Consider the following 20781-nt stretch of genomic DNA (forward strand, 5'->3'; position numbering starts at 1 on the left):
GGTCTGCTCGCTTACGTGAAACGTAGTCAATCGAATGCACCTCCTTCACGGTGATCGACTGGGGCTGGTCAACGCGGGGCTTCGAAGCGCATTGCCGCACCTCAAGCCCCCTCCTTCAGGAGGGGGTTGTTGACATGAGATCGTCCTTCCGGATCGTGGTAGCTGGAACAGGCAGCAGGAAAAGGGCGCGGACGAATTCCGCGCCGCCCAGCACAAACAGGGCAAGCGGGATGGCGGCACTGGTGAGGATCAGAACCACCGTCAGCCATTCCGGCGAATCGGAAATATACGACATTACGGCCAGCAGGACGAAGGCGAGCAACTTGATACGCGTCCTCGACATGGAGATCGGTATGGCAATCCCGTGGTCGACCTGGGGGACGGCGGCGGGGTGCGTACGGTCAAGGTCGTCCTGGGCGCGCATCGGGAGGTCTCCTCGGTCGTGGGAACGGTCAGAAGAGCTGGGTGTCGCCATCCGCGGTCGGGTCTTGGTGGGAACGATCTTCCCCAAAATTGCCCCCAATACGATAAATCTGAACAATCAAGGCTTGTTGCGCCAGAGTGGCGATACGCGGTTAGGGATACCCTCGCAAAAAGGTGCACGAAACGTCGACGATGCCACTACTTCAAGGAGAGAAACTTATGGCGAAGGGTGCCAATTAATCGGAAGATGGAGTTTCTAATTCACATTTAGTGCAAAACCTGGATGTTCTCCATCGCCAAGCGGGACGGAGATCCCACTGGACTGCCCGTCGTTCGCTGTGCTGCTTGTCACATCGCCACATGTCACGAAACAGGGGTTCCGCTCGGTCATGACAATGACGCTTCGTAAGGTGAGGAAAGATCATGCCGAACGCCCAGACCGCCACACTCCGCGACCTTCACAAGCCAGGCGACCCGTTGATTCTCCCTAACGTGTGGGACGTGGCCAGCGCCACCATCGTGGCCGAAGCGGGTTACCCCGCGCTCGCCACCGCCAGCGCGTCGATCTCCGCCATGCTGGGATACAGCGACCACGAGGGCGCGCCCGTCGAGGAAATGCTCGACATCGCCGCCAGAATCATCCGCGCCGTGAACGTCCCGGTCACCGTGGACGCCGAAGCCGGATACGGCCTGCCCCCCGAGGAACTCCTCCAACGGCTCACCGCCATCGGCGCGGCCGGATTCAACTACGAGGAGACCGACCACCAGACCGGCGGAATCCACGACATCGACACGCAGGCGTCGCGCATCACCGCACTCCGGGCGGCGAACGCGGACCTGGTGATCAACGCCCGGATCGACCTGTTCCTGACCGGCACCCCCTCAGTCGAGGAGGTCGCCGAACGCGGCCGCCGCTACCTGGAGGCGGGCGCCGACTGCATCTTCCCGATCCTGGCCCCGTCCGAAGAAGTGATCGCCGAACTCGTCAAAGCCATCCCCGGACCCATCAACGTCACCTTCCTCCCCGGCATGAATCTAAGCAGGCTGGCCGCCCTCGGCGTCGCCCGCGTCTCCTTCGGCCCGATGACATACCTGACCGCACTGGACGCCCTCAAGTCCATGGCCACCCGAATCCAGTCGGGCCGGGACCCCTACGGCACCTGACGACCTGGACACATTGGAACGCAGCATGTACGACGGCCACATCACCGCGTCGGGAAAGGGTTCGGGCTTCGCCAAGCCAGGCAGCGCCGTCGGCGTGAACATCGTCGGCGTCGGGTGCGTCGTGATGTCACCCCCGAACTTCGCGGCCACCTGCTCGCCAAGGTCCGCCGGCAGCTGCGGAACAGCCTCCGCGATCAGCGCGGAACTCGCCTGGAAGGCCGCCGCGTGCTTGAGCGCCAGCGTGACCGCCCGGCTCTGAACCTCGTAGGAGCTGTGCGCGAACGCCGTCGCCAGCCCGGGCGCCAGCTGTTCCGCGCTCGCGGGCGCACGCCGTACCTGCTCATCCAGCCAGGTCAGACCCGCGCGGGCCAGCTTGGCCTCGGCGCGGAAGGCCAGCCCGTCAACCGCCTCGCCGACGTCGGCGCTGTCATGCGGCCCCGTACGGCGCAGCTGGGCCAGCGCGAGTTCCGCCACCGGCCCGGGCGCGGCGGGAAGCAGCCGAAGATAGTCGCGCGCCCGCTCGGCCCCCTCGTGCGGCGTCGGTTCGATCATCTCGTGCAGCCGGACGAAGAAGCGCAGGCCGTTGGCGTCGCCGCCGCGCAGGAAACGGCTCACGCAGCCGCCGAGGAGCTCCGCCCGCGACACTCGTCCCGCCCCGAGCAGCTCTCGCAGGCGGGCCAGCCACCGGGTGGGCGTGGGCGTCAGCCGTTCCTCGCGCAACGCGCGCCCAACCCCTTCCGCCTCGAAGATGCGGGGAAGCAGCCGCCCGAGCAGCGGATCGTCGTCCACCTCCTCGGCGGCCAGCCAGGCGACCACGAGCGGATCGTGGTGGGGCGGTTCGATCGGCGACGCCCGTAACAGCCCGAGCACCAGGGGAGCGAGGCGGTCGCCCGCCGTGCGGATCTTCTCGGTGAGCCGGGTGGCCACCTCGGCCTGCCAGTCGGCGGGACGGCTGGTCACCACGCGAAGCACCTCAGGCGAGAGCGGCCGCGAGCCCCAGGCCGGGTCGAAATCGCGGCGGGCCAGCCAGGCGGCCGCGGTGGCGGGACCGGAGATCGTCCCCGCACCCACGATGCGCAGCGCCGTCCCGAAGCTGAGGATCGACGTGTCCGACGTCTGACGCCGCAACCACGCCTGCGCCCACGGGCTGTCCTGCAGGTTGGCGCCGTGCTCCGCTATCCACCTTTCACGGGCTATCTCCGCTGCGGAGACCCGCCTCTCCTTGAGGAACCCGGGCAGCTGTTTCGCCACCTCGGCCCGCTCGGCCTCGGTCAGCTCGAGCACCCGGTCGGCCAGCACCTTGTCACCTCGCTGGATGATCAGTTCACGGATCTCCTGCCAGACGCTCACCCGGCCACCTCCACCGCGCTACGGGCGACGATCCTGGCGGCCAGCACGTGCTTGCACGGCCCGCGCGAACCGCGGTGATCCCACCACCACGGGCAGGTGCACGACCCATCCGCCAGCCCGACCTCCCGCACGCCACCGTCGGTCCGCACCCGCGCCGAGTCGCCGTCGAGCTCCACGGCGCCAGCCTCGACCAAGGCTTTGGCCGAGGTCAGCCGGGGGTTGAGGTGCTCGACGTGCTCCCGGTCGTACGGCAGTTCGCGGTGAAAGTGCGCTGCTTCGGACAGGTCGTAGCCGACTCGGCCGGCCGTACCGAGCTGGGTGAGGGCGGCGCGGACCCGCGCGACGGACAGGTTCGCGCGGTCGGCGAGCAAGCCGATCTCCACCTCGGGCTCGAAGTTGAGCAGCATGCCCACCACGTCGGCATCGGCTTCGGCCTGGTCGGTGGCGAGGTCGGCCAGCACCGCGCCTTCCCCGGAGAAGCCACGCCAGCGTTCCGGCGACAGAGCCAGCGTGTAGCGCATGCCGGGCAGTTCGAGCTCCCAGGCGCTTGACGCCTTGCCGGTGTCGGCGGGGCCGTACACCTTGAGGCTCTTGGCGAAGCGGAGCAGCGGCAGCAGCGTCGCCAGCCGCCCGACGCCGGACAGGCACACCGCGCCCGGGCTCGGCCGGTCGCTGACCCGCAGGTCACGCCCGGCGGGGACGGCCCACAGATCGGCGGTCGCCTTCTTGGGCAGGGACCGCAGGAAGCGCACCGCGATCATGCCGGGTAGTTCGGCCCGCAGGTCCATGCCCGCCGCGATCACCTGCACCTCGGCGAACCCGCGCAGCCACCGCTCGGGCAGCGGCACCTTCTTCTCCACGACCGCGCCGTCGAGCGTGGTCACCGTCAGCGCGTCGGCGCCGACGCCGACGCCGAGATGGAGGGGATCACGCGCGCCCACCCGGGCCAGCGCCTCCCGCAACGGCCCGTTGACGTCGACGTTGGTCGTCCCCCGGTCGAACACCTCGCCGTCCAGGGCGCCGCCGAGCAGGTCGAGCCGCGCGTAGACACCGCCGCAGGCGGAGAACGACTCGAACCGCAGCCGGTCACCGCCGCAGGTCACGACCGGATCCCGGGTCCACCCCGGACGCGGCTGGTGATATCGGGTGAGGGCCACGTCGGCCACGCCCAGCAGGGCCGCCGCGGCGGGCGCCGCCTGCGTCACCAGGCCACTGAAGAACCTGGGCGCGAGCGCGGGCCCGCTGAGCGCCCGGCCACCGGAGGTCGCCAGCCCGAGATGCCCGTCCACCAGGCTGGACGGCGCGGCGTAGGTGTACGCCTGTGTCGCACTTGTCATGTCCGGGAGACTAGAGATCATCTCCGACAAAAACGGTGTCTCAGACGCGGGGCAGCGCGGCCAGGCCGACCAAGTCGGCGCTCACCTGCCAGAGCTGTGCCGCGGCGGCTTCGTCGTAGCTGTGTTTGGCGGATCTCTTGGGTTTGCTGTTGGCGAAGTAGCGGCCCGTCACGTGCTGCAGATCGGGAGCAGAAGCCACGTGGATGGAGGTCGCGGCGCCCTGGGCCGGGGTCTTCATGAAAGGCCACATGTATGGGACCAGCCAGCGCTGGATGCCGCTGGGGTCCTCGGCTCCGAAAGAGGTGCGCACCACGCCGGGATGCAGCGCGTTGGCGGTGACGGAGGTGGTCCGCCTGGCGAGCTCGTAGGAGAACAGGAGGTTGGCGAACTTGGACTGGTTGTACGCGCGTCCGCCGGAGTAGGACCGTTCGCCTTGGATGTCGTCGAAGTCGATTCTGCCCATGGCCTGGACGTTGGATGAGACGGTGACCACGCGCGCCGGGGTGTTCTGCTCCAGCCGGCCCAGGAGCAGGTTGGTGAGCAGGAACGGCGCGAGGTGGTTGAGGGCGAAGGTGCGCTCCAGCCCATCGGCGGTGAGCTGCCGCGTGTGCCAGTAGCCGCCTACGTTGTTGATCAGCACGTCGATTCCGGGAAGGCGCTGGAGCACTTCGTCGGCCAGTCGCCGTACCTCCGACTGGGCGGACAGGTCGGCCACGAACACGTCCACCTGCCCGCCTCCGGCCGCGCGGATCTCGCGGGCCGCGTCCTCGGTGCGCTCGCGGTCCCGGCCGGTGATCGCGACGTGCGCACCCATCGTGGCCAGGCCCAGGGCGGTCGCCTTGCCGATTCCTCCGGTGCCACCGGTGACCAGCACCGTCCGGCCCGCCATCTGTCCCATGTTCGTTCTCCTACGTTGTAAGCTTATGTTGTAAGTAGTACGCTTACGCCGTAAGTAAGTCAAGGGAGGACACGGATGACCGACCCGGGCGCCGGGCGCCGAGGCCGGCTGAACCGGCACCAGGTGCTGGAGGCGGCGATCGCCCTGGCCGACGCGGACGGGATCGAATCGCTCACCATGCGCAAGCTCGGCGAGAAAGTCGGGATCGAGGCGATGTCGCTGTACAACCACGTGGCCAACAAGGGCGACCTGGTCGACGGCATGATCGACGTCGTCTTCGGGGAGATCGATCTGCCGGCCGGTGGAACCGACTGGAGGACGGCCATGCGCCAGCGGGCGATCTCGGCCCGCGCGGCCCTGGCGCGCCACCCCTGGGCGATCGGGCGGATGGAGTCGCGGGCCACGCCCGGTCCGGCGACGCTGCGACACCACGATGCCGTGATCGGAACGCTGCGAGCTGCAGGCTTCTCGATCGAGTTGGCCGCCCACGCGTTCTCCGCCCTGGACAGCTACATCTACGGATTCGCCCTGCAGGAGAGGAACCTGCCGTTCGACACCGAGAAGGAGACGGCGAAGGTCACGCAGGCGATCATGGCCAGGTTCTCCTCCGGTGAGTATCCCCACCTCACCGAGATGGCCGTCGAGCACATCCTGCGGCCCGGCTACGACTACGGCGACGAATTCGAGTTCGGCCTCGACCTGATCCTCGACGGTCTCGACAGGGCCCGCCACACGACGTGATCGCTCGCTATCGCTGCCGGTGATAGGCCTTGCTGGAGTTGAGCGTTTCCGTCGCCCGGCCGACCGTCTTAACTGGGACGTGATCAGTCGGCGCATCTGGCGTCACTGTCGCCATGAGGGGGTCCGCGATGACCCTGGACGCTGAAGTCACGCACGTCACCGTACGCGTAGGTCTGAACGGTCAAGTCCCGCGCTGCCAGCACCTGGACCTGCTTGTGGCCGTGAAGCACGGGCTACCGGAATGCAAGCAATGTCTGGCTCTCGGCTGGGTCTGGGCCCGGCTGCTCGTCTGCCTGAGCTGCGGTTGGGTCGCTTGTTCCGACGATTCGCCCGGCGGTCACGCCAAGGGGCACTACGAGGAAACCGACCATCCCGTGGTCGCCGAGCTGGATCCGGGGTCGACCTGGCGCTGGTGTTACGTGCACGGCCGGACGGTCTGAACGAACGAAGAGGGAGATCATGACAGTTTCCGAACGCCCGGTGAAACGCCGGCAGGACTACGACGGGGTGTCCTCGTTCCCCAGCGCGACCGAGCCCGCGCTGGCGAACAGGCTCCAGGTCGGCGTGACCGCGACGATCGTGGTGCTGCCCTTCATCGCGCTCGGCGTCGCGATCTTCCTGGCCTGGGGGCAGGGCATCGTGCTCACCGACCTGCTCCTGGCGGCGGTCCTCTTCGTGGTGACCGGGCTCGGGGTCACGGTCGGGTTCCACCGGCTGTTCACCCACGGCTCCTTCACCGCCCGGCCATGGCTGCGGGTGGTCCTCGCCGTGGCCGGATCGATGAGCTTCCAGGGCAACCTCATCGACTGGGTGGCGGTCCATCGCCGGCATCACGCCTTCACCGACCAGCCAGGCGACCCGCACTCCCCCTACCGGTACGGCACCAGCCTGCGCGGGCAACTCCTGGGCCTCGCCCACGCCCACCTGGGCTGGATGTTCACCGGCAACCAGTCCCCAGCCGAACGCTACGCCCCCGACCTGGTGAACGATCCGGCCATGGCACGCGTGGCGCGCGCCTTCCCCGCGTTGTGCGCGGTCTCGCTGGCACTGCCGTTCCTGGCCGGCTGGGGAATCAGCGGCACCCTGCACGGTGGCCTGACCGCCCTCCTGTGGGCCGGGCTGATCCGCATCGCCCTGCTGCAGCACATCACCTGGAGCGTCAACTCCCTGTGCCATGTGATCGGCAGCAGGCCCTTCAAGACCCGACGCCATGATCGCTCGACCAACCTGTGGCCGCTGGCCCTGCTGTCGTTCGGGGAGAGCTGGCACAACGGCCACCACAGCGAACCCACCTGCGCCCGCCACGGCTTGGACCGCGGCCAGATCGACCCGTCCGCCGGGGTGATCCGCCTGTTCGAGCGGCTGGGCTGGGCCACCGACGTGCACTGGCCCGACCCCGACCGCATCCAGCACCGCCGGGCGGACAGCTCGTAACCGAATCCCCAGCACCCCCGCCTTCAGGAGAGACGTCATGAGCAGACCGGAAAGCCCTGAGACCAGGCCCGCGATCGTCCTCATCCACGGACTGTGGCTGACGCCTCGCGCCTGGGAACACTGGATCGAGCGTTACACCCAGCGCGGCCATCAGGTCCTCGCGCCGGCGTGGCCGGGCATGCAGATCGAGGTCGAAGCCCTGCGCAAGAACCCGGAGGTGATGAACGGCCTGGGCGTCACCGAACTCGCCGACCACTACGAGGCGATCATTCGCGAGCTACCTCACCCTCCCATCATCATCGGCCACTCCTTCGGCGGGCTGATCACCCAGATCCTGCTGGACCGCGGCCTCGGCGTGGCCGGAGTCGCGATCCACCCTGCCCCGATCAAGGGTGTGCTACGGCTGCCGTTCAGCAGCCTGCGCTCGGCATTTCCGGTGCTGGGCAATCCGGTCAACCGCGGCAGGACCGTGGCGCTCTCCCCCAAGCAGTTCCACTACGGGTTCACCAACACGCTGACGGAACAGGAGTCAGAGGTGATCTACCAGCGCTACCACGTACCCGCCCCCGGCCGCCCGCTGTTCCAGGCCGCGACCGCCAATTTGCGGCGGCGCCCCGCCACGACCGTCAACGTGCGGAACCACACCCGCGCCCCGCTGCTGCTGATCGCCGGTGGCGCCGACCACACCGTGCCCGCCTCGCTGGTCCGCGCGACCTACCGGCGTTACCGCAATTCCCGTGCGGTGACCGACTACCACGAGTTCGCCCGCAGGCCGCACTTCACCCTCGGCGCCCCACAGTGGGAGCGAGTCGCCGACCACGCCGTCGAATGGGCCACGCGTCAGACCACGTTGCGCACCCGCAGGACTTACTGAGGGTGTCCTATCGCCGGGTCGGGGGATTCCAGCCAGCCCAGGCGGCGGGCGAGCCGCCTGGCGCTCTCGATGACGGCGGCGACCTGCGCCGACGGTTCCCCCGCGGGCCACAGGAGCGACCACGGGTAGTGCGCCGCGGGCTGGATCAGCGGACGCCACACGGTGCCCGGCCGGCTGGAGGAGCGGAACGACGAGGGCACACAGAGCAGGCAGCGATGCTGCAGGACGAGATCGGTGGCGGCGCGCGTGCTCTCGACGGTTCCCTCGTACACGGTGGGCGTGAATCCGGCCGCCCGGCACAGCTCGATGACGAACTGGTTCAGCTCGGGCGTCTGGCTGTCCTCGCCGAGCAGGAGCGGTTTGTCGGCGAGCGAGGCGACGGGCACGCCCTCCAGGCCGGCGAACGGATGGCTGTCATGGACCAGCACGCCGAGTGGATCTAGGCGGATCAGTTCCGAGGCGACCTCGGGCGGAGTCTGGGAGGCCCGGCCGATCCCGATGTCCAGGCGCCTGTCGGCCAGCCGCCGGTACTGCTCGGGAGTGCTGGCCTCGACCTGGTGGATCTTCAGATCCGGCAGGCGACTCTGGACCTCGCGCAGGATCTGCGGCATGGAGTCGAACCCGGCGTCGATGATCCCGACCCGGAGCGCGGGCGGGGACGAGGCGGCGGTCCGCGCGGCCTGGGTGGCTCGGGTCACGTGTTCGAGGATCTGGCGCGCCTCGGTGAGAAAGGCGGCCCCGGCCGGGGTGAGCTCGACATAGTGCGTGGTGCGGTTCAGCAGCCGCACGTCGAGCTCGCGTTCGAGCCGCTGGATCTGCTGGCTCAGCGCCGACTGCACGATGTGCTCGCGGGCCGCCGCCCGGCCGAAATGCAACTCTTCGGCCAAGGTCACGAAGTAGCGGAGCTGGCGCAACTCCACGCCGCCACCCCTTTCCCACACGGCGCCCCGATGCCTCTCACTGTACGGCGGGCGCCCGCCAGACGGGCGCGAAGACCACGGCCCTCGGGGTCAAGGGGGGACTTGAGCTGACTACACTCATCGAAGTTAGCTTAGTTTGGGTTATGGCCGTAATAGTGGTTTTGTCACACAAGAACAAGATCTTGCCCAAACTTGTTTGATTCTTCATACTATTGTCCTCCTTACGGTGGGGTCAGCTAAGGCACGGGGGCCTTGCCGACTGCGCCCTCCCATGGACGATTGGTCGAGCCATGTCCGCTCTGTGTTTGGTGTGCTACGAGACGTGGCCGGCGATGGACGAGACGCGATGCCCGGACTGTGGCTGGATCGTGGCTGATGGGAACGATCCAGATTCGGAGCAGCTTGATCGCGCCAGGCACCTCCGCGACGTGCGCGCCGCGATCCGGGCCGCGCGCAAGTCCGGCTGGCCCACCCCAGCGGATCTGAAGGCGTTCGGCCGTCTCCTCCGGGGCACCCTCAGCACCGAATCGCACGAGGCGCAGAAGGAACTGGACGCCGCCAACGCCGAGGCCGACCGGGTGCAACAGACGGACTGGCGAGCGTACGTCCGAGCGAGCGACGCGCTGGCCGAGGCCTTCACCTTGTTCGCGGACACCGCATCGACGCTCCGGCACCATCTGTTCCTCGTGCGCCTCACCCGGGACGGGATGGCCGCCCAGGAGTATGTCCTGAACCCTGGTACGGGCCGGCCGGAACCCTCGGGCGACGACACGCGGATTCCATGGCAGGCGCTGATCTCGGGCCTGTCGGTCACGTCGCAGATCCGGCTGTTCCAGCTGGCCGGGGGCGTGGGGGTGCGGCCACAGCACCTGTTCGTGGACGGGATCGGCAGCCCGACGCTGGCGAAGACGCTCCGCGGCGCGGTGCCCTGGGATCCGAATGGCGAGAGATGGACTCAGGTGGTCGTCCTCAACTTCGTGTCGGGCTGGCCGCTGATCGACCGGATCGCCCGCCTCCTGGAGAAGGACCTGGCCGCCACGATCTTCACGATCCCTCCCCAAGGCGTGTCCGAGCAGTGGGCAGCCGCGTCCCCTGTGTCACGGACCAGCTGAGCGAACACGCGGCATACGCGGACCGGTGTCCGGACAACCTGAACTGGCGAGACGAGCTGGCCAAGATCAAGGCCGATGATGTCACCTGCCTGGCCGTGACCTTCCCCCGGGAGCTCCCGCTGCACGAGTTCCAGGAGAAGTTCCAGCGCAGGCACGACGACCATATCTGGCAACAGATCGGCTCAGGAGGGGTCTTTTCCGCACCCGATTCGGATATTTCAAACAAGCTGCTCACCGCGCTGGGCATCCACCTGGACGCGCCGTTCCCCTTCGCGGTCTTCAGCCCGACCGAGCCCGGGGCCAACGGCGTGTCCAAGCGGAGAACCAGATGAGTCCTGACCGCAAGATCGGCCCGGCGGGCGCAGCGCGGAACCCGGCCCTCAAGATCGGCCTGATCGGCGCGCCGAACAGCGGGAAGCTCACGTTTCTCAGCGCCCTGACGACCGCGTTCGTGTCCCACGGAGCCCCCAAGGGCTGGGTGGTCAACCCCGAACGCGACGCGCTCGCGTTCGACGAATCCGCCAAGGAGATCCTGGCCCTCCAGAGCTTTCCCAGCCGGGCTGAGGTGGAGAACTCGGAAAAGCTCTGGCTGCGGTTCGGCTTCTCCTGGGAGAAGAAGGGCGAGCCGTCCCAGACGTTCGCCGTGGAGATTCTCAATCGACCTGGGCAGGCGTTCTCCAGAAGGTCTCCGGAGGGCAAGGCCGTAGCCGGGGAACTGGCGAGGTGCGATGGATACCTCCTGCTGATCGACCCGCTCCGGGAACGATGGCTCGGGGACAACTCCGACTACTTCAGTCACCTTCCGGCCAGGATCGTGGACAGCTCGACTGACATGACGATGAGCGAGCTCCGGAAGAGAGCCCTCGCCGTCTGCGTGAGCAAATACGACGACGCCCAGGTGTTCCCGCCCTCGCTGAGCGGGAACTATGGCACCCAGCGGACCACGGCGCCGAAGTTTCCGACGGTGGAGAGCGCGGACGCGAAAGGCTACTTCGCGTGGGCGTGCGCGTATTTCGCGGACCATTCCGCGCGTCCGGGGAACGACAGCGCCGAGCGTCTGCACCACCAGATCGAGAGGATGTTCGACCCCGATCTGACCGCGTACTTCGTGACGTCCTCGGTCGGCTTCCGGCGGAGCCCGAAGGGCTTCGACCTCAAGGAGTTCGTCAACGTTCAAGGGTCCAGGATCCTGAGCTCGGTCAACCCGATCAACGTGCTCGAACCGATCATCAGGCTCGCCGAGTTGTCGGGGCGGTTCTCGTGAGGCGGACCGTCACCAGCGTGCTGGGTTGCCTGATCATCCTGCTTGTCACGCTCCAGGGCAGCGCCGCGGCCGACGACGACCTGTCGCCGATCTACCACGCGCTCAAGCTGGACGATCGTGTCACCACTCATCTCGTCCTGGTGGACATCTCCGGCAGCGTCAATGATCGGTTCCCCTACATCCGGCAGCAGTTGATCGACCTGCTGCGCGAGAACCCCCGAGACAAGATCAGATTGATCCCGTTCGCGGAGCGGGTGCAGACGGGCATCCCCATCAATAGCGAGGCGGACCTCGACGATCTCCCCAAGGCGACCGGCCAGCACACCGATCTCGGGGTCGCGCTGGAATTCGCGATCAGCGAGCTGGAGCTGGGCCAGGCGACCGGCACCGTTCAGGACGCCTCGATCATGGTGCTGTCCGACCGGATTCACGAGCCGCCACCCGGCAGCCGTTACCCGAACAAGCGGACGGGGAGCTGGAAGGAGCTGAAGCGGCGGGCCGACCGGTTGCAGAAGCTGCTGCCGGGGACGAGCCTCTACATCGTCCCGATCACCAAGGGCATCCGGCTCGACCGGGAGCGGGGCAACACCATGGACTGGGTGTTCCCGACGAACGTGATTCACGATCCGGACGGCAGGGCCACCGATCTCCGGGCGGCCAAGGAAGAGAGGCTGCGGCAGGAGGCCACCCGCCTGCTCTGGCCCGACCGGGAGCTGACCCTGATCGGCAAGGTCATCGGGCCCGGCACCATCGACGCGATGAGGGGAACCGCGAGGGCCACCGTCGAATTCGTGTCACCGGCGGTCTGGACCCCCGTCCAGATTTCCACGATCCGGTCGGCCACTCCGGGTGTCATGGTGACACCGGTCGATCGCGGACCATGGGCGCTGGCGCCGTCGAAACGCTCGGTCAGCATCATGGTGGACGTCAGCTGGCGAACGCCGGGCCGGAGATTCCTCGACCACGACGCTCCGCTGCCCCTGAGAGTGAAGGTGGTCGCCGACGTAACGACTCCTTGGCGGCCCGGACTCGACAAGCTGAAGTTCAACGGCCCCGTCCCGCTCGCGGAAACGGGAGAGTTCCCCCTGTTCCGAGACGGCGGGATCCATGTCCCCGGCACCTGGCCGAGATGGCTCATCGTCGCGGGCGCGGTCCTGCTGATCGTGGCAGCGGCGCTGTTCGTCCGGTGGATCCGGAACCAGCGGAGAATGTCGGGATATCTGTGCCTGCTGGTCGCCTACGGTGGCGATGACGGGATCCGGCAAGAACGGCTCGGCCCGTACGAGCTGGCCCGGCACCGGGACCTGGACATCCACTTCGACCGGCCGACCCGCCAGGAACTCGGCCGCACCGCCACCGCGACAACAGAGAAGGCCCAGGCCAAAGTCTCCAGGACGCCGGGCCTGCGCCGCTCCCAGCGGGGACTGATCGTCACCTACTCCGCCGACGGATCCCCCGCGACGCCGCAGAGGGTTCCCTACAACGATCATTTCCTGATCCACGGCGTCGACTTCATCCACCACGACCACTCCCACGACACGGACGTCACCAGCTGCGACGCGCCCGTCGAGAGTGAGTCGCGATGACCACCGGGACCCCGCTCTGCGACCTCGTGGTGCAGCTCTGCGACGAGATCCTGTCGAGGCGGGCGGTCAGCGAGCCGCTGTTCGCCGAGGCCCAGGAGGTGGTCGCGCGGCTTACCACGTGCCACCGGCTCAGGATCGCGGTGGGCGGGCGCCAGCAGGACGGCAAGACCACCTTGGTCAACGCCCTGCTGCGCGCCCGGCTGGCGACGGGGGACGGGACCGAGGGAGCGCGGGTGGTGACCCGCTACTTTCCTTCGCACACCGACCAGGTGACCGTGCGGCTGCTGGACGGCTCCTCCCATGAGATCAGGCCAGGGCCCCGCGGCGGGTTGCCCCTGTCCCTCGAGTGGCCGGCCGACAAGATCAAGTACGTCGACGTCGGCTTCCCCGGGACCACCCCCTGCGATGGCATGCTCATCGACACTCCGGGACTCGACCGGCCAGACGGTAGCCGGAAGATCTCGCTGGACGCCTGCGCCGACGCCGACGCCCTGCTGTTCGTCGTCAACTTCGAGGGTCAGATCGACAGCGAGGCGTTGCGATGGTTACGCCGGGCCGCCCCCTTCGGTCTGGTCGGTGAGGTGGGCGCCATCGGCGTGGTCACCGGGATCCAGAACCTGGAGTCCCGGCCGGAGACGAATCCGTGGCCGTCGGCGCGGCTCCGGGCCAGCGTGTGCAGGCGGCAGCTGGGCGATCTGCTGCTCCGGGTGGTGCCCGTGCTGGATCTGCTCGCCCAGACCTCACTCGGCGCCGACTTCACCGAGTCGGACGCCCGGGCCCTCGCCAACCTGGCCGCCTTCGGGGACCGGAAGGCCGTCCTCGCCGCGCTGTACGACCACGACGAATTCCTCACCTGGGAGAGCGGTCCGCTCGACCGGGCCACCCGGCATCGCCTGCTCGACATGCTCGGCATCTACGGCATCCACCTCTGCCTGGACCGCGTCGGGGCCATGGCGAGCGCGCACACGGTACGCCAGGAGCTGCGCGCCGCGTCCGGGATCGACGAGCTCATCCGGGAGATGGAATCGGCCCTGCTCCCGCAGTCCGATCTGCTCCGTGCCTCGTCCGCGCTGAATCGCCTGCTCACCGCCGCTTCCCAACGGGAAAACGAGAACGGGGGGATGGACGAGATGTGGGTCTTCGAGGCGGCCCGCCGGATCGAGAACTCCCCCGACTTCGGGCGGGTACGGCTCCTGCGGGCGCTGCGCGAACTCCACGACGGCCGGTTCCACCTCAAGCAGGCGGACGCGGAGGCTCTGCGTGCGCTGGTCGAGGGGATGACGCCCGCCGAATGCCTCGGCGAGCCCAGGGGCACCCGGGGCGGCGCCCTGTCCGCGGCGGCCGAGCGCGAGACGATCCGGTGGCGCACGCTGGAGAACACCATGGTGCCGCCCATCCGCACCTATGCGCGGATCGCCTGGACCATCTGCCAGACCTTCATCGAGGGGCGGCCGACATGACCGGCGGGTGGGGCCTGGCCATCGATCTCGGGACGTGTTGCGTCACCGCGGCCACCCGGTACGACGGGGAGGTCGCGGTCCTGCCGCTCGACCCCGGGCGAGGCGATCACTCGATCGCGGCGCTGGTCCTGGTGGACGGCGACGAACTCGTCGTCGGGCGCGAGATCGTCGACCAGGTCACCCGATTCCCCGAGCGGATCATCCGCTCGCCCAGGCACCTGCTCTGGGCCGACACCGCGCTCTACGTCGAAGGCCGGTGGATCGACCCCGTCGACCCGGTCGCCGCGCTCCTCCGGGTGGTGCCGGCCGCCGCCCGGCACAGGTTCCCCGACCACGAACCGGACTCTACTTTCCTGACATATCCGGCTCGGTGGGATGAACCGGCGCAGCGGCGGCTCCGCGAGGCGGCTCATCGGGCCGGGCTCGGTGAGGTGGTCCTGCTGCCGGAGCCGATCGCCGCCGCCCGCTGGTACGCCACCAGGAAACCGAGCACCAGGGGCGCCGTGGTGGCCGTCTACGACCTGGGCGGCGGCAGCTTCGACACCGCGGCGTTACGCCGTACCGAGACGGGCTTCGAACTGGCCGGAGCGGCCGGTGGCCTGGACGAGGTCGGCGGTGAGGAGTTCGACCGGGCGCTGCTCCACGTGGTGCAGCGGCACGCCCGCCTCATCAACCCCGGCGCCGCGGCCAAAATCTGGGACGCGGCCGACCGCCCGGCCGTCATGACCCAGTATCGCTGGGCCGTGGAGGCGCGCGAGGCCAAGAAGACGCTGTCCCGCCGGAGCCCCTGCCTGGTGGGCGGGGAGCCCCCGTTCTCCCCCGGCATCCAGGTCACGCCCGACGAGTTCGAGGAGGCGATCGGCCTCGCGGTGCGCAGGACCGTGACCGAGCTGGGCCGGACCATCCGCGCCGCCGGACTCGTCATGGACGAGCTGGACGCCGTCTATCTGACCGGCGGGTCGAGCGCGATTCCGCTGGTCAGCCAGGCCATCGCCGGTCGGCTCCAGGACTGGGTGGCCGTGGAGATCGCGGCGGACCCGAAGCACGCGGTAGTGCTGGGCGCGCTCACCGACGTGCCGCCACCGGACGACGGCGCCCGGCCGGCCCGGCCCTGGCGGCAGCGGGTGGCCGGTCGGCCGACCGCGCCGGCGCTCTCCGGTTCGTCCCTCTTCACCGGCACCGACCAGGGCCGCCTGTACGCCTTCGACCGGGCCACCGGGGGACGCCGCTGGCAGACCTGCGGCTACGCGCCGATCACGGGAGCGGCCGCGACCGAAGAACTGGTCGTCATCGGGGACACCGACGGCCGGGTCAGCGCCTACTGCTCGGCCACCGGAGACCGGCGCTGGTGGCGCCAGCTGGACGGACCGCTCGCCACCGGGCCGCGCGTCCACGGCGAGCACGTCTATGTGGCGTTCGAGCAGTCCGGACTGCACTGCCTGGCCCTGGCCGACGGCGCCACCACCTGGCAGTGCCGGGCGGCCCAGGCGAAGGGATCGCCGCCTGCGGTGGCCGACGGGTTGGTCTTCCTCGGCGGCCGCAAGGGCGTGCTGCTCGCCGTCGCGGGGAGGCAGCCGGAGCGGCGGGTCCGGCTCTCCTCCGCTCCGGTCGCCGGCCCGATCGAGGTCACCGGCAGCATGATCTTCGCCGTCACCGAGGACGGCCAGCTCCACGCCGTGCCCCGGCACGGTCCCGGTGGGGTCAGGTGGCAGCAGCCCGCGGGGGTCAGCCCGGGCACCGGCCCGCGTTACCACCGAGGTCGCGTCTACGCCGCCACCGGCGACGGGCGGATCGCCGTGTTCGACGCCGAGAACGGCCGTCCTGAGCCGATGCTCCGGGCGGGTGCCCCGGTGACCGCCCTGGTTCCGCACGGGGACGCGCTCTACGTGGCTGCCGGCTCCGCGCTCTCCGTGGCGAGCGTCGCGGACGGGACGGTCCGGCGCGTCCACGGCATCGACTGGCCGGTCGAGGCGGCCCCGGTGTTCGCCGACGGCTTCGTCTTCCTGTGCGGCACCGGCGGCCAGGTCGCCGCCGTACGGCTCGAATCAGCGAGGAGTGGTGACGATGACCGATGAGATGCGGTTCCTGGAAGACGTCCGGGACGTCCTGCGCGATCAGGGCAATCCGCTTCCCGCGGACGCGGTCGGCCGGCTGATCGAACGGGTCACGGCCGAGACCGCGACCGTGGTCGTGGTGGGCGAGCAGAAACGGGGGAAGAGCTCGCTCATCAACGCGCTGATCGAGCGGGACGCGCTGCTCCCGGTGGAAACCGAGATCGCCACCAGCGTGCACCTGGCCGTGCAGTACCGAGCCCAGGCCGGGGCGGTCGTCTTCGACGACGAACATCCCGGCGGACGTGAGATCGGCCTTGCCGAGATACGCGAGTTCGCCGCCCTGGACCCGGAGACGCAGAAGCCGATCCGGTCGGGGGTCCGGTGCGTCGACGTGTTCCTGCCGTCCCGGCTGCTGAGGGAAGGGCTCACGCTGGTGGACACGCCCGGTGTCGGCGGTCTGGTGGCGGGTCACACCTCGATCACCCTGGCCACCCTGGCCAGAGCGGACATCCTGCTGTTCGTGGTCGACGCGTCCCGGGCGATGACCGAATCCGAGCTGCAGTTCCTGACCCGTGCGGCGGAGCGCATCCCGCAGGTCGTCTTCGCGCTTACCAAGATCGACCTGTTCAAGGACTCGGCGACCGTCAAGCAGGAGAATCAGGCCCGGATCCGGGCGTACGCGCCGCGCTTCGCGTCCGCGTCCTGGTTTTCGGTCAGCAGCAGGCGCCGGCAGGACGCCATCGCGGCGGCGGCCGCCGGTGCCGCCGAACTGGCCCGGCACCGGTACACCACCAGCGGTTTCGGCCAGCTGGAGGAGGCGCTCCTGGCGACCGTGGCCGAACGGGCCAGGGAGGTCAGGCGCGAGGCGGTGGAGCAGGCCAGGATCCTGATCTCCGGGGCGATCACCGACGTCACCAATCACCTGCGCGCCTACCAGGAAGACCAGTCGCTCGTCGGCGACCTGGAACGGCAGCGCGACCGGCTGAAGCACGTGGTCTGGCGGGCCGAGCTGGAGCGCGCGCACCGGGAGGAGGCCGTCGGCCTCCTGGACCGGATGACGGCCCGCCTGAACCAGGTACGGCAGGCGATGGAAGAACTGATCGGCCGGGGCGGTCCCGACCTGCGCACCGCGATCAAGACCCACCTGGACACGGCGACCCAGGGCCTGCTCATCGAGCTCGAAGACGACCTGGTGGCGCGGCTGGCCGCGATCGCGGGGCGGACCACCGGCGGGGTCATGGCCGACGTGGGGGACCTGCCGCTCGGCGAACTCGTGCTGCCGAAGGTGAGCCACGTTCCGATGGTCGTCACCGAACCGCCGCCGGGACTTATGGGCATTCTGTCCCGGACGCGCAAGTTCGCCGATCTGGGGTCGATGGCCGTCACGGTGGCCGCGTTCCTCAATCCCCTGGTCGCGTCCATCGTCGGCGTCGCGATGCTCGCGTTCATGGAGCGGCTGGGCAAGCACGAGCAGAACCGGCAGCTCGCCCAGGTGGACGCCCGCCGCTATCTGGATCGCCGCCTCGATGTCCTGAACCAGCAATTCGGTCAATTCATAAAGGAGGCGATCATTGCCAGCGAGAATGGCCTGATAACCCATATGGAGGAGAGCCTGGGCCAGGCCGATTCGCAGCTGACCGAATTAATCAGGGAGCGGGGGGACGCCGGCCGGATGACCGAGCAAACCCTGCTGGGCAAGCGGCAGGAAGCCGAAAAGCGGCTGGCCGAACTGAACGCGCTCCGCGCGCGCGGCGATTCTCTGGCCGACGAATGATCAGATTTCTGGGTGCAATGGAACCGTTCTTCACCGCCGGACGTTGGCTGGTCAACATCGGCGGAAATTTCCGTGCGAGCATCGGAAACGCACCGCCGGTCTCCACGCGAAGGGGCAACGCGGATATGGTCGTGAGTTCTGTTTCCCGTCGGCTCGCCATGCTCATGTCCCTCGGCGTCGTGTTCATGACGGCAGTGCCGGCCGAGGCCGTGCCCATTCCGCCCATCGAGGTGCAGCCGATCGACGTGGTCATCCTGGTCGACGAGTCCGGCAGCCTGTCCGCGAGCGCCGTGAGCCAGGAGCGCGCGGCCGCCTCGCTGCTGGCCGTGGGTGAGTTCTCGTCCAAGTCCCGGGTCGAGGTGGTCGGCTTCGGCAGCAAGAACACCCCCGACCAGGACGCGCTGGACACGGTCTGCCCGCTCACCCCGCTGGGCAGCCGGGAGGACCGCGAGGCCATCCTGAAGTGCGTCCAGGAGCTGCATCCCCGGACTGCGGCGGAGGGCAACGACACCGACCACGCGGCGGCGCTCGGACGTGCGCTCGCCACCCTGCGCGACTCCGATGACGACCAGCGCCAGAAGATCGTCTTCCTGCTCACCGACGGCATCCTGGACGTCCAGCGCAGCCTGAACTACGGCGACAGCCCCGCGGTACGGCAGGCCGCCGCGGAAGACTACATCCAGGCCCACCTGACCGAGGCCACCAAGCTCGGCATCCAGGTGTGGCCGCTGGGGTTCGGCAAGGCCGACCCGGCGCAGCTGCGCGGCTTCGCGGTCGGCAAGCCGTGCAACAACATGGGCGACTCCAAGCCCAGGGCACAGCTGATCAAGGACGAGCGCGAGGTCTTCGCGGCCATGGTCCGGGCCTACGCCGCCGCCAGGTGCGCGGGCTCGGAGGTGGCCGAATCGCAGACCGTGCCCAGCGGCGGCTCCCGGGAATACCAGCTGCGCATCCCCGTCATCGCCACCGACGCCTCGATCACCGTCTCCAAGCGCAACCCGCGCTTCAAGGTCACCTACATCGACCCCAACGGCAAGACCGTCCCCAAGTCCGGCGAGTTCGACGGCTCGACCTTCCAGGTCAACGGCGAGGACACCCCGGTGGAGGGCCTGCAGATCCGGCTGCCCCGCCCGGGCACCTGGAAGGTCAGAGTGGAGGCCGCCCAGGACGCCAAGCCCGAGGAAGTGGTGGCGGCCGTGACCTGGCAGGGCGCCGTGCACTCCTCCATCACGCTGGACTCGCCTAACCCCGACCCGGGCAAGGAGGTCGTGGTCCGGTCCCGGTTGCAGACCAGGAAGGGCGTGGTCGTCGCCGACGACGACCTGTCCGCGCTCAGGTTCAGCGTGGACATGACCGGCGACGGGGTGCCGGGCACCGTGCACGCGGAGCTGAACGACTTGGGCGCCGGGCCCGACCGCAAGGCCGGGGACGGCGAGTTCGCGGGCGCGCTGACCATCCCGCCGGGAGCCTCGGGCGGGCTCGAATTCGTCGGGATCGTGGACGCCACCGGGGTGCAGGGCGACCGCATTCCGTACCAGACGACGGTCGCGAAGCCCGGCGAGCTGGTCAGGACCGTGGTCGACATCCCGCAGCAGACCATCGCCCCCGGCGACGCCGCCACCGGCACGGTGACCGTCAGCAACGAGACCGGGAAGCCGATCAGCGCCACGCTCGTCCTGGAGGAGTTGCGGGAGGGCGACCACATCGAGGTGGTGGACCCCGACGTGCGGCTGGCGGTCGGCCAGTCCTCCACCGATGTGACGCTGACGCTGGCCGCCGACTCGGCCGAGGGCGACGTGCCCGGGATGCTGATCCTGCGCGACGCCGCCGATCCCGCCAAGGTGTACGGCCAGGGCTTCCTCAAGCTGCGGGTGGCCCAGCCGCCCTCGCCGGTGCCGTGGATCCTGGCCGCGCTTACGCTGCTCGGCGTGATCACGGTGACCTACCTGACCAGCCGGATCCGGGCGGCCCGGGTGCGCGGCGACGTCCAGGACCTCACTCTGGTGCTCTACCAGGGCGACCGGGAGATGGGCCCCTGGCGGGCGCCGATCGGCCGCAACCGCAGGCTGACGTTCGTCATCCGGGACACCCACACCGACCACCCCTACCTGGACCGCCCGAACCAGGGCGACCTCACCTACGAGGTGGTCCGGGCGGGCCGCGGCGCGGGTCTGGTCCTGCGCGGTCCCGGCGGCGAGCAGTACCCGGTCCGGCCGGGGGTTCCGCAGGCGGTCGGGGACGGGGTGGCGATCGCCGTACGGGACGGCAGGCTCGACCGGCGGCCCGAGCCGGCCCCCGGCGCCTACGGATCCGACCCGTTCGACCAGCCCAGCCATTACTCCAACGACCCCCTGATGTGATGCGGGCTTCGGTGCAGAAAGCGAGCCGTG

Annotated in this window: 17 protein-coding genes and 1 pseudogene; 13 read left to right on the plus strand and 5 right to left on the minus strand. The window is 69.2% G+C overall.

Going from position 1 to position 20781, the window contains the following annotated elements:
• Nucleotides 1-115: 115 nt before the first annotated feature.
• Entirely contained in the window at nt 116-424 is a 309-nt protein-coding gene (locus ABGB08_RS30755; RefSeq protein ID WP_347597045.1) for a hypothetical protein, read from the minus strand.
• Between the two features lie 422 nt (nt 425-846).
• Here ABGB08_RS30755 and ABGB08_RS30760 point away from each other — a divergent pair, with 422 nt between their 5' ends.
• The gene (locus ABGB08_RS30760) at nt 847-1587 is read left to right on the plus strand and encodes an isocitrate lyase/phosphoenolpyruvate mutase family protein (RefSeq protein ID WP_347597048.1); all 741 of its coding nucleotides are present in this window, start codon (nt 847-849) and stop codon (nt 1585-1587) included.
• Nucleotides 1588-1815: 228 nt separating this feature from the next.
• Here the strand turns inward: ABGB08_RS30760 and ABGB08_RS30765 are convergent.
• The 3 genes and pseudogenes from ABGB08_RS30765 to ABGB08_RS30775 form a co-directional block, all read right to left on the minus strand.
• Nucleotides 1816-2937, minus strand: a pseudogene (locus ABGB08_RS30765) (DUF6493 family protein); the annotation flags it as partial.
• The gene (locus ABGB08_RS30770) at nt 2934-4274 is read right to left on the minus strand and encodes an SWIM zinc finger family protein (RefSeq protein WP_347597051.1); all 1341 of its coding nucleotides are present in this window, start codon (nt 4272-4274) and stop codon (nt 2934-2936) included. The pseudogene ABGB08_RS30765 and the gene ABGB08_RS30770, both read right to left, overlap by 4 nt.
• Before the next feature lie 40 nt (nt 4275-4314).
• Nucleotides 4315-5172, minus strand: a complete 858-nt coding sequence (locus ABGB08_RS30775) for an SDR family oxidoreductase (protein WP_347597054.1) — start codon at nt 5170-5172, stop codon at nt 4315-4317.
• Between the two features lie 75 nt (nt 5173-5247).
• On the opposite strand from ABGB08_RS30775, the gene ABGB08_RS30780 reads away from it, so the two are divergent.
• The 4 genes from ABGB08_RS30780 (at nt 5248) to ABGB08_RS30795 (ending at nt 8221) form a co-directional block, all read left to right on the plus strand.
• Nucleotides 5248-5913: a TetR/AcrR family transcriptional regulator C-terminal domain-containing protein gene (locus tag ABGB08_RS30780; RefSeq protein ID WP_347597057.1), complete on the plus strand. Its 666-nt coding sequence runs from the start codon at nt 5248-5250 to the stop codon at nt 5911-5913.
• Between the two features lie 128 nt (nt 5914-6041).
• Nucleotides 6042-6353, plus strand: a complete 312-nt coding sequence (locus ABGB08_RS30785) for a UBP-type zinc finger domain-containing protein (RefSeq protein WP_347597060.1) — start codon at nt 6042-6044, stop codon at nt 6351-6353.
• Nucleotides 6354-6372: 19 nt separating this feature from the next.
• A complete protein-coding gene (locus tag ABGB08_RS30790) occupies nt 6373-7347 on the plus strand; it encodes an acyl-CoA desaturase (protein WP_347597063.1) in 975 nt (324 codons plus the stop codon).
• A 37-nt stretch (nt 7348-7384) separates the two neighbouring features.
• Complete coding sequence (locus ABGB08_RS30795) at nt 7385-8221, plus strand: alpha/beta hydrolase (protein ID WP_347597066.1); 837 nt, start codon at nt 7385-7387, stop codon at nt 8219-8221.
• Here ABGB08_RS30795 and ABGB08_RS30800 read toward each other — a convergent pair.
• On the minus strand, nt 8215-9141 hold the full coding sequence (locus ABGB08_RS30800; protein ID WP_347597069.1) for a LysR substrate-binding domain-containing protein: 927 nt from the start codon (nt 9139-9141) through the stop codon (nt 8215-8217). The genes ABGB08_RS30795 and ABGB08_RS30800 overlap by 7 nt on opposite strands.
• Nucleotides 9142-9473: 332 nt before the next feature.
• On the opposite strand from ABGB08_RS30800, the gene ABGB08_RS30805 reads away from it, so the two are divergent.
• The 8 genes from ABGB08_RS30805 (at nt 9474) to ABGB08_RS30840 (ending at nt 20751) form a co-directional block, all read left to right on the plus strand.
• Nucleotides 9474-10253 carry a hypothetical protein gene (locus ABGB08_RS30805; RefSeq protein ID WP_347597072.1) on the plus strand — a complete coding sequence of 260 codons (780 nt, stop codon included), beginning with the start codon at nt 9474-9476 and terminating at the stop codon, nt 10251-10253.
• Nucleotides 10217-10585: a hypothetical protein gene (locus ABGB08_RS30810; protein WP_347597075.1), complete on the plus strand. Its 369-nt coding sequence runs from the start codon at nt 10217-10219 to the stop codon at nt 10583-10585. The genes ABGB08_RS30805 and ABGB08_RS30810 overlap by 37 nt, the downstream gene beginning before the upstream one ends.
• Entirely contained in the window at nt 10582-11517 is a 936-nt protein-coding gene (locus ABGB08_RS30815; protein ID WP_347597078.1) for a hypothetical protein, read from the plus strand. Before ABGB08_RS30810 ends, ABGB08_RS30815 begins: the two co-directional genes overlap by 4 nt.
• Nucleotides 11514-13103, plus strand: coding sequence for a vWA domain-containing protein (locus ABGB08_RS30820; RefSeq protein ID WP_347597081.1), 1590 nt, complete (start codon nt 11514-11516; stop codon nt 13101-13103). The genes ABGB08_RS30815 and ABGB08_RS30820 overlap by 4 nt, the downstream gene beginning before the upstream one ends.
• Nucleotides 13100-14563: a GTPase gene (locus ABGB08_RS30825; RefSeq protein WP_347597084.1), complete on the plus strand. Its 1464-nt coding sequence runs from the start codon at nt 13100-13102 to the stop codon at nt 14561-14563. The genes ABGB08_RS30820 and ABGB08_RS30825 overlap by 4 nt, the downstream gene beginning before the upstream one ends.
• Nucleotides 14560-16638: a PQQ-binding-like beta-propeller repeat protein gene (locus ABGB08_RS30830; RefSeq protein ID WP_347597087.1), complete on the plus strand. Its 2079-nt coding sequence runs from the start codon at nt 14560-14562 to the stop codon at nt 16636-16638. Before ABGB08_RS30825 ends, ABGB08_RS30830 begins: the two co-directional genes overlap by 4 nt.
• Nucleotides 16628-18391 carry a dynamin family protein gene (locus ABGB08_RS30835; protein WP_347597090.1) on the plus strand — a complete coding sequence of 588 codons (1764 nt, stop codon included), beginning with the start codon at nt 16628-16630 and terminating at the stop codon, nt 18389-18391. The genes ABGB08_RS30830 and ABGB08_RS30835 overlap by 11 nt, the downstream gene beginning before the upstream one ends.
• A 131-nt stretch (nt 18392-18522) precedes the next feature.
• Entirely contained in the window at nt 18523-20751 is a 2229-nt protein-coding gene (locus ABGB08_RS30840) for a vWA domain-containing protein (RefSeq protein ID WP_347597093.1), read from the plus strand.
• Nucleotides 20752-20781: the final 30 nt, after the last annotated feature.

It is taken from the genome of Acrocarpospora sp. B8E8 (assembly GCF_039871605.1).
GTDB classification, from domain to species: Bacteria; Actinomycetota; Actinomycetes; order Streptosporangiales; family Streptosporangiaceae; genus Acrocarpospora; species Acrocarpospora macrocephala.

Coding starts and splice junctions, on each gene's coding strand:
- ABGB08_RS30755 (WP_347597045.1), bottom strand. CDS start 424: ATGCGCGCCCAGGACGACCTTGACCGTACGCACCCCGCCGCCGTCCCC.
- ABGB08_RS30760 (WP_347597048.1), top strand. CDS start 847: ATGCCGAACGCCCAGACCGCCACACTCCGCGACCTTCACAAGCCAGGC.
- ABGB08_RS30770 (WP_347597051.1), bottom strand. CDS start 4,274: ATGACAAGTGCGACACAGGCGTACACCTACGCCGCGCCGTCCAGCCTG.
- ABGB08_RS30775 (WP_347597054.1), bottom strand. CDS start 5,172: ATGGGACAGATGGCGGGCCGGACGGTGCTGGTCACCGGTGGCACCGGA.
- ABGB08_RS30780 (WP_347597057.1), top strand. CDS start 5,248: ATGACCGACCCGGGCGCCGGGCGCCGAGGCCGGCTGAACCGGCACCAG.
- ABGB08_RS30785 (WP_347597060.1), top strand. CDS start 6,042: ATGACCCTGGACGCTGAAGTCACGCACGTCACCGTACGCGTAGGTCTG.
- ABGB08_RS30790 (WP_347597063.1), top strand. CDS start 6,373: ATGACAGTTTCCGAACGCCCGGTGAAACGCCGGCAGGACTACGACGGG.
- ABGB08_RS30795 (WP_347597066.1), top strand. CDS start 7,385: ATGAGCAGACCGGAAAGCCCTGAGACCAGGCCCGCGATCGTCCTCATC.
- ABGB08_RS30805 (WP_347597072.1), top strand. CDS start 9,474: ATGGACGAGACGCGATGCCCGGACTGTGGCTGGATCGTGGCTGATGGG.
- ABGB08_RS30815 (WP_347597078.1), top strand. CDS start 10,582: ATGAGTCCTGACCGCAAGATCGGCCCGGCGGGCGCAGCGCGGAACCCG.
- ABGB08_RS30825 (WP_347597084.1), top strand. CDS start 13,100: ATGACCACCGGGACCCCGCTCTGCGACCTCGTGGTGCAGCTCTGCGAC.
- ABGB08_RS30830 (WP_347597087.1), top strand. CDS start 14,560: ATGACCGGCGGGTGGGGCCTGGCCATCGATCTCGGGACGTGTTGCGTC.
- ABGB08_RS30835 (WP_347597090.1), top strand. CDS start 16,628: ATGACCGATGAGATGCGGTTCCTGGAAGACGTCCGGGACGTCCTGCGC.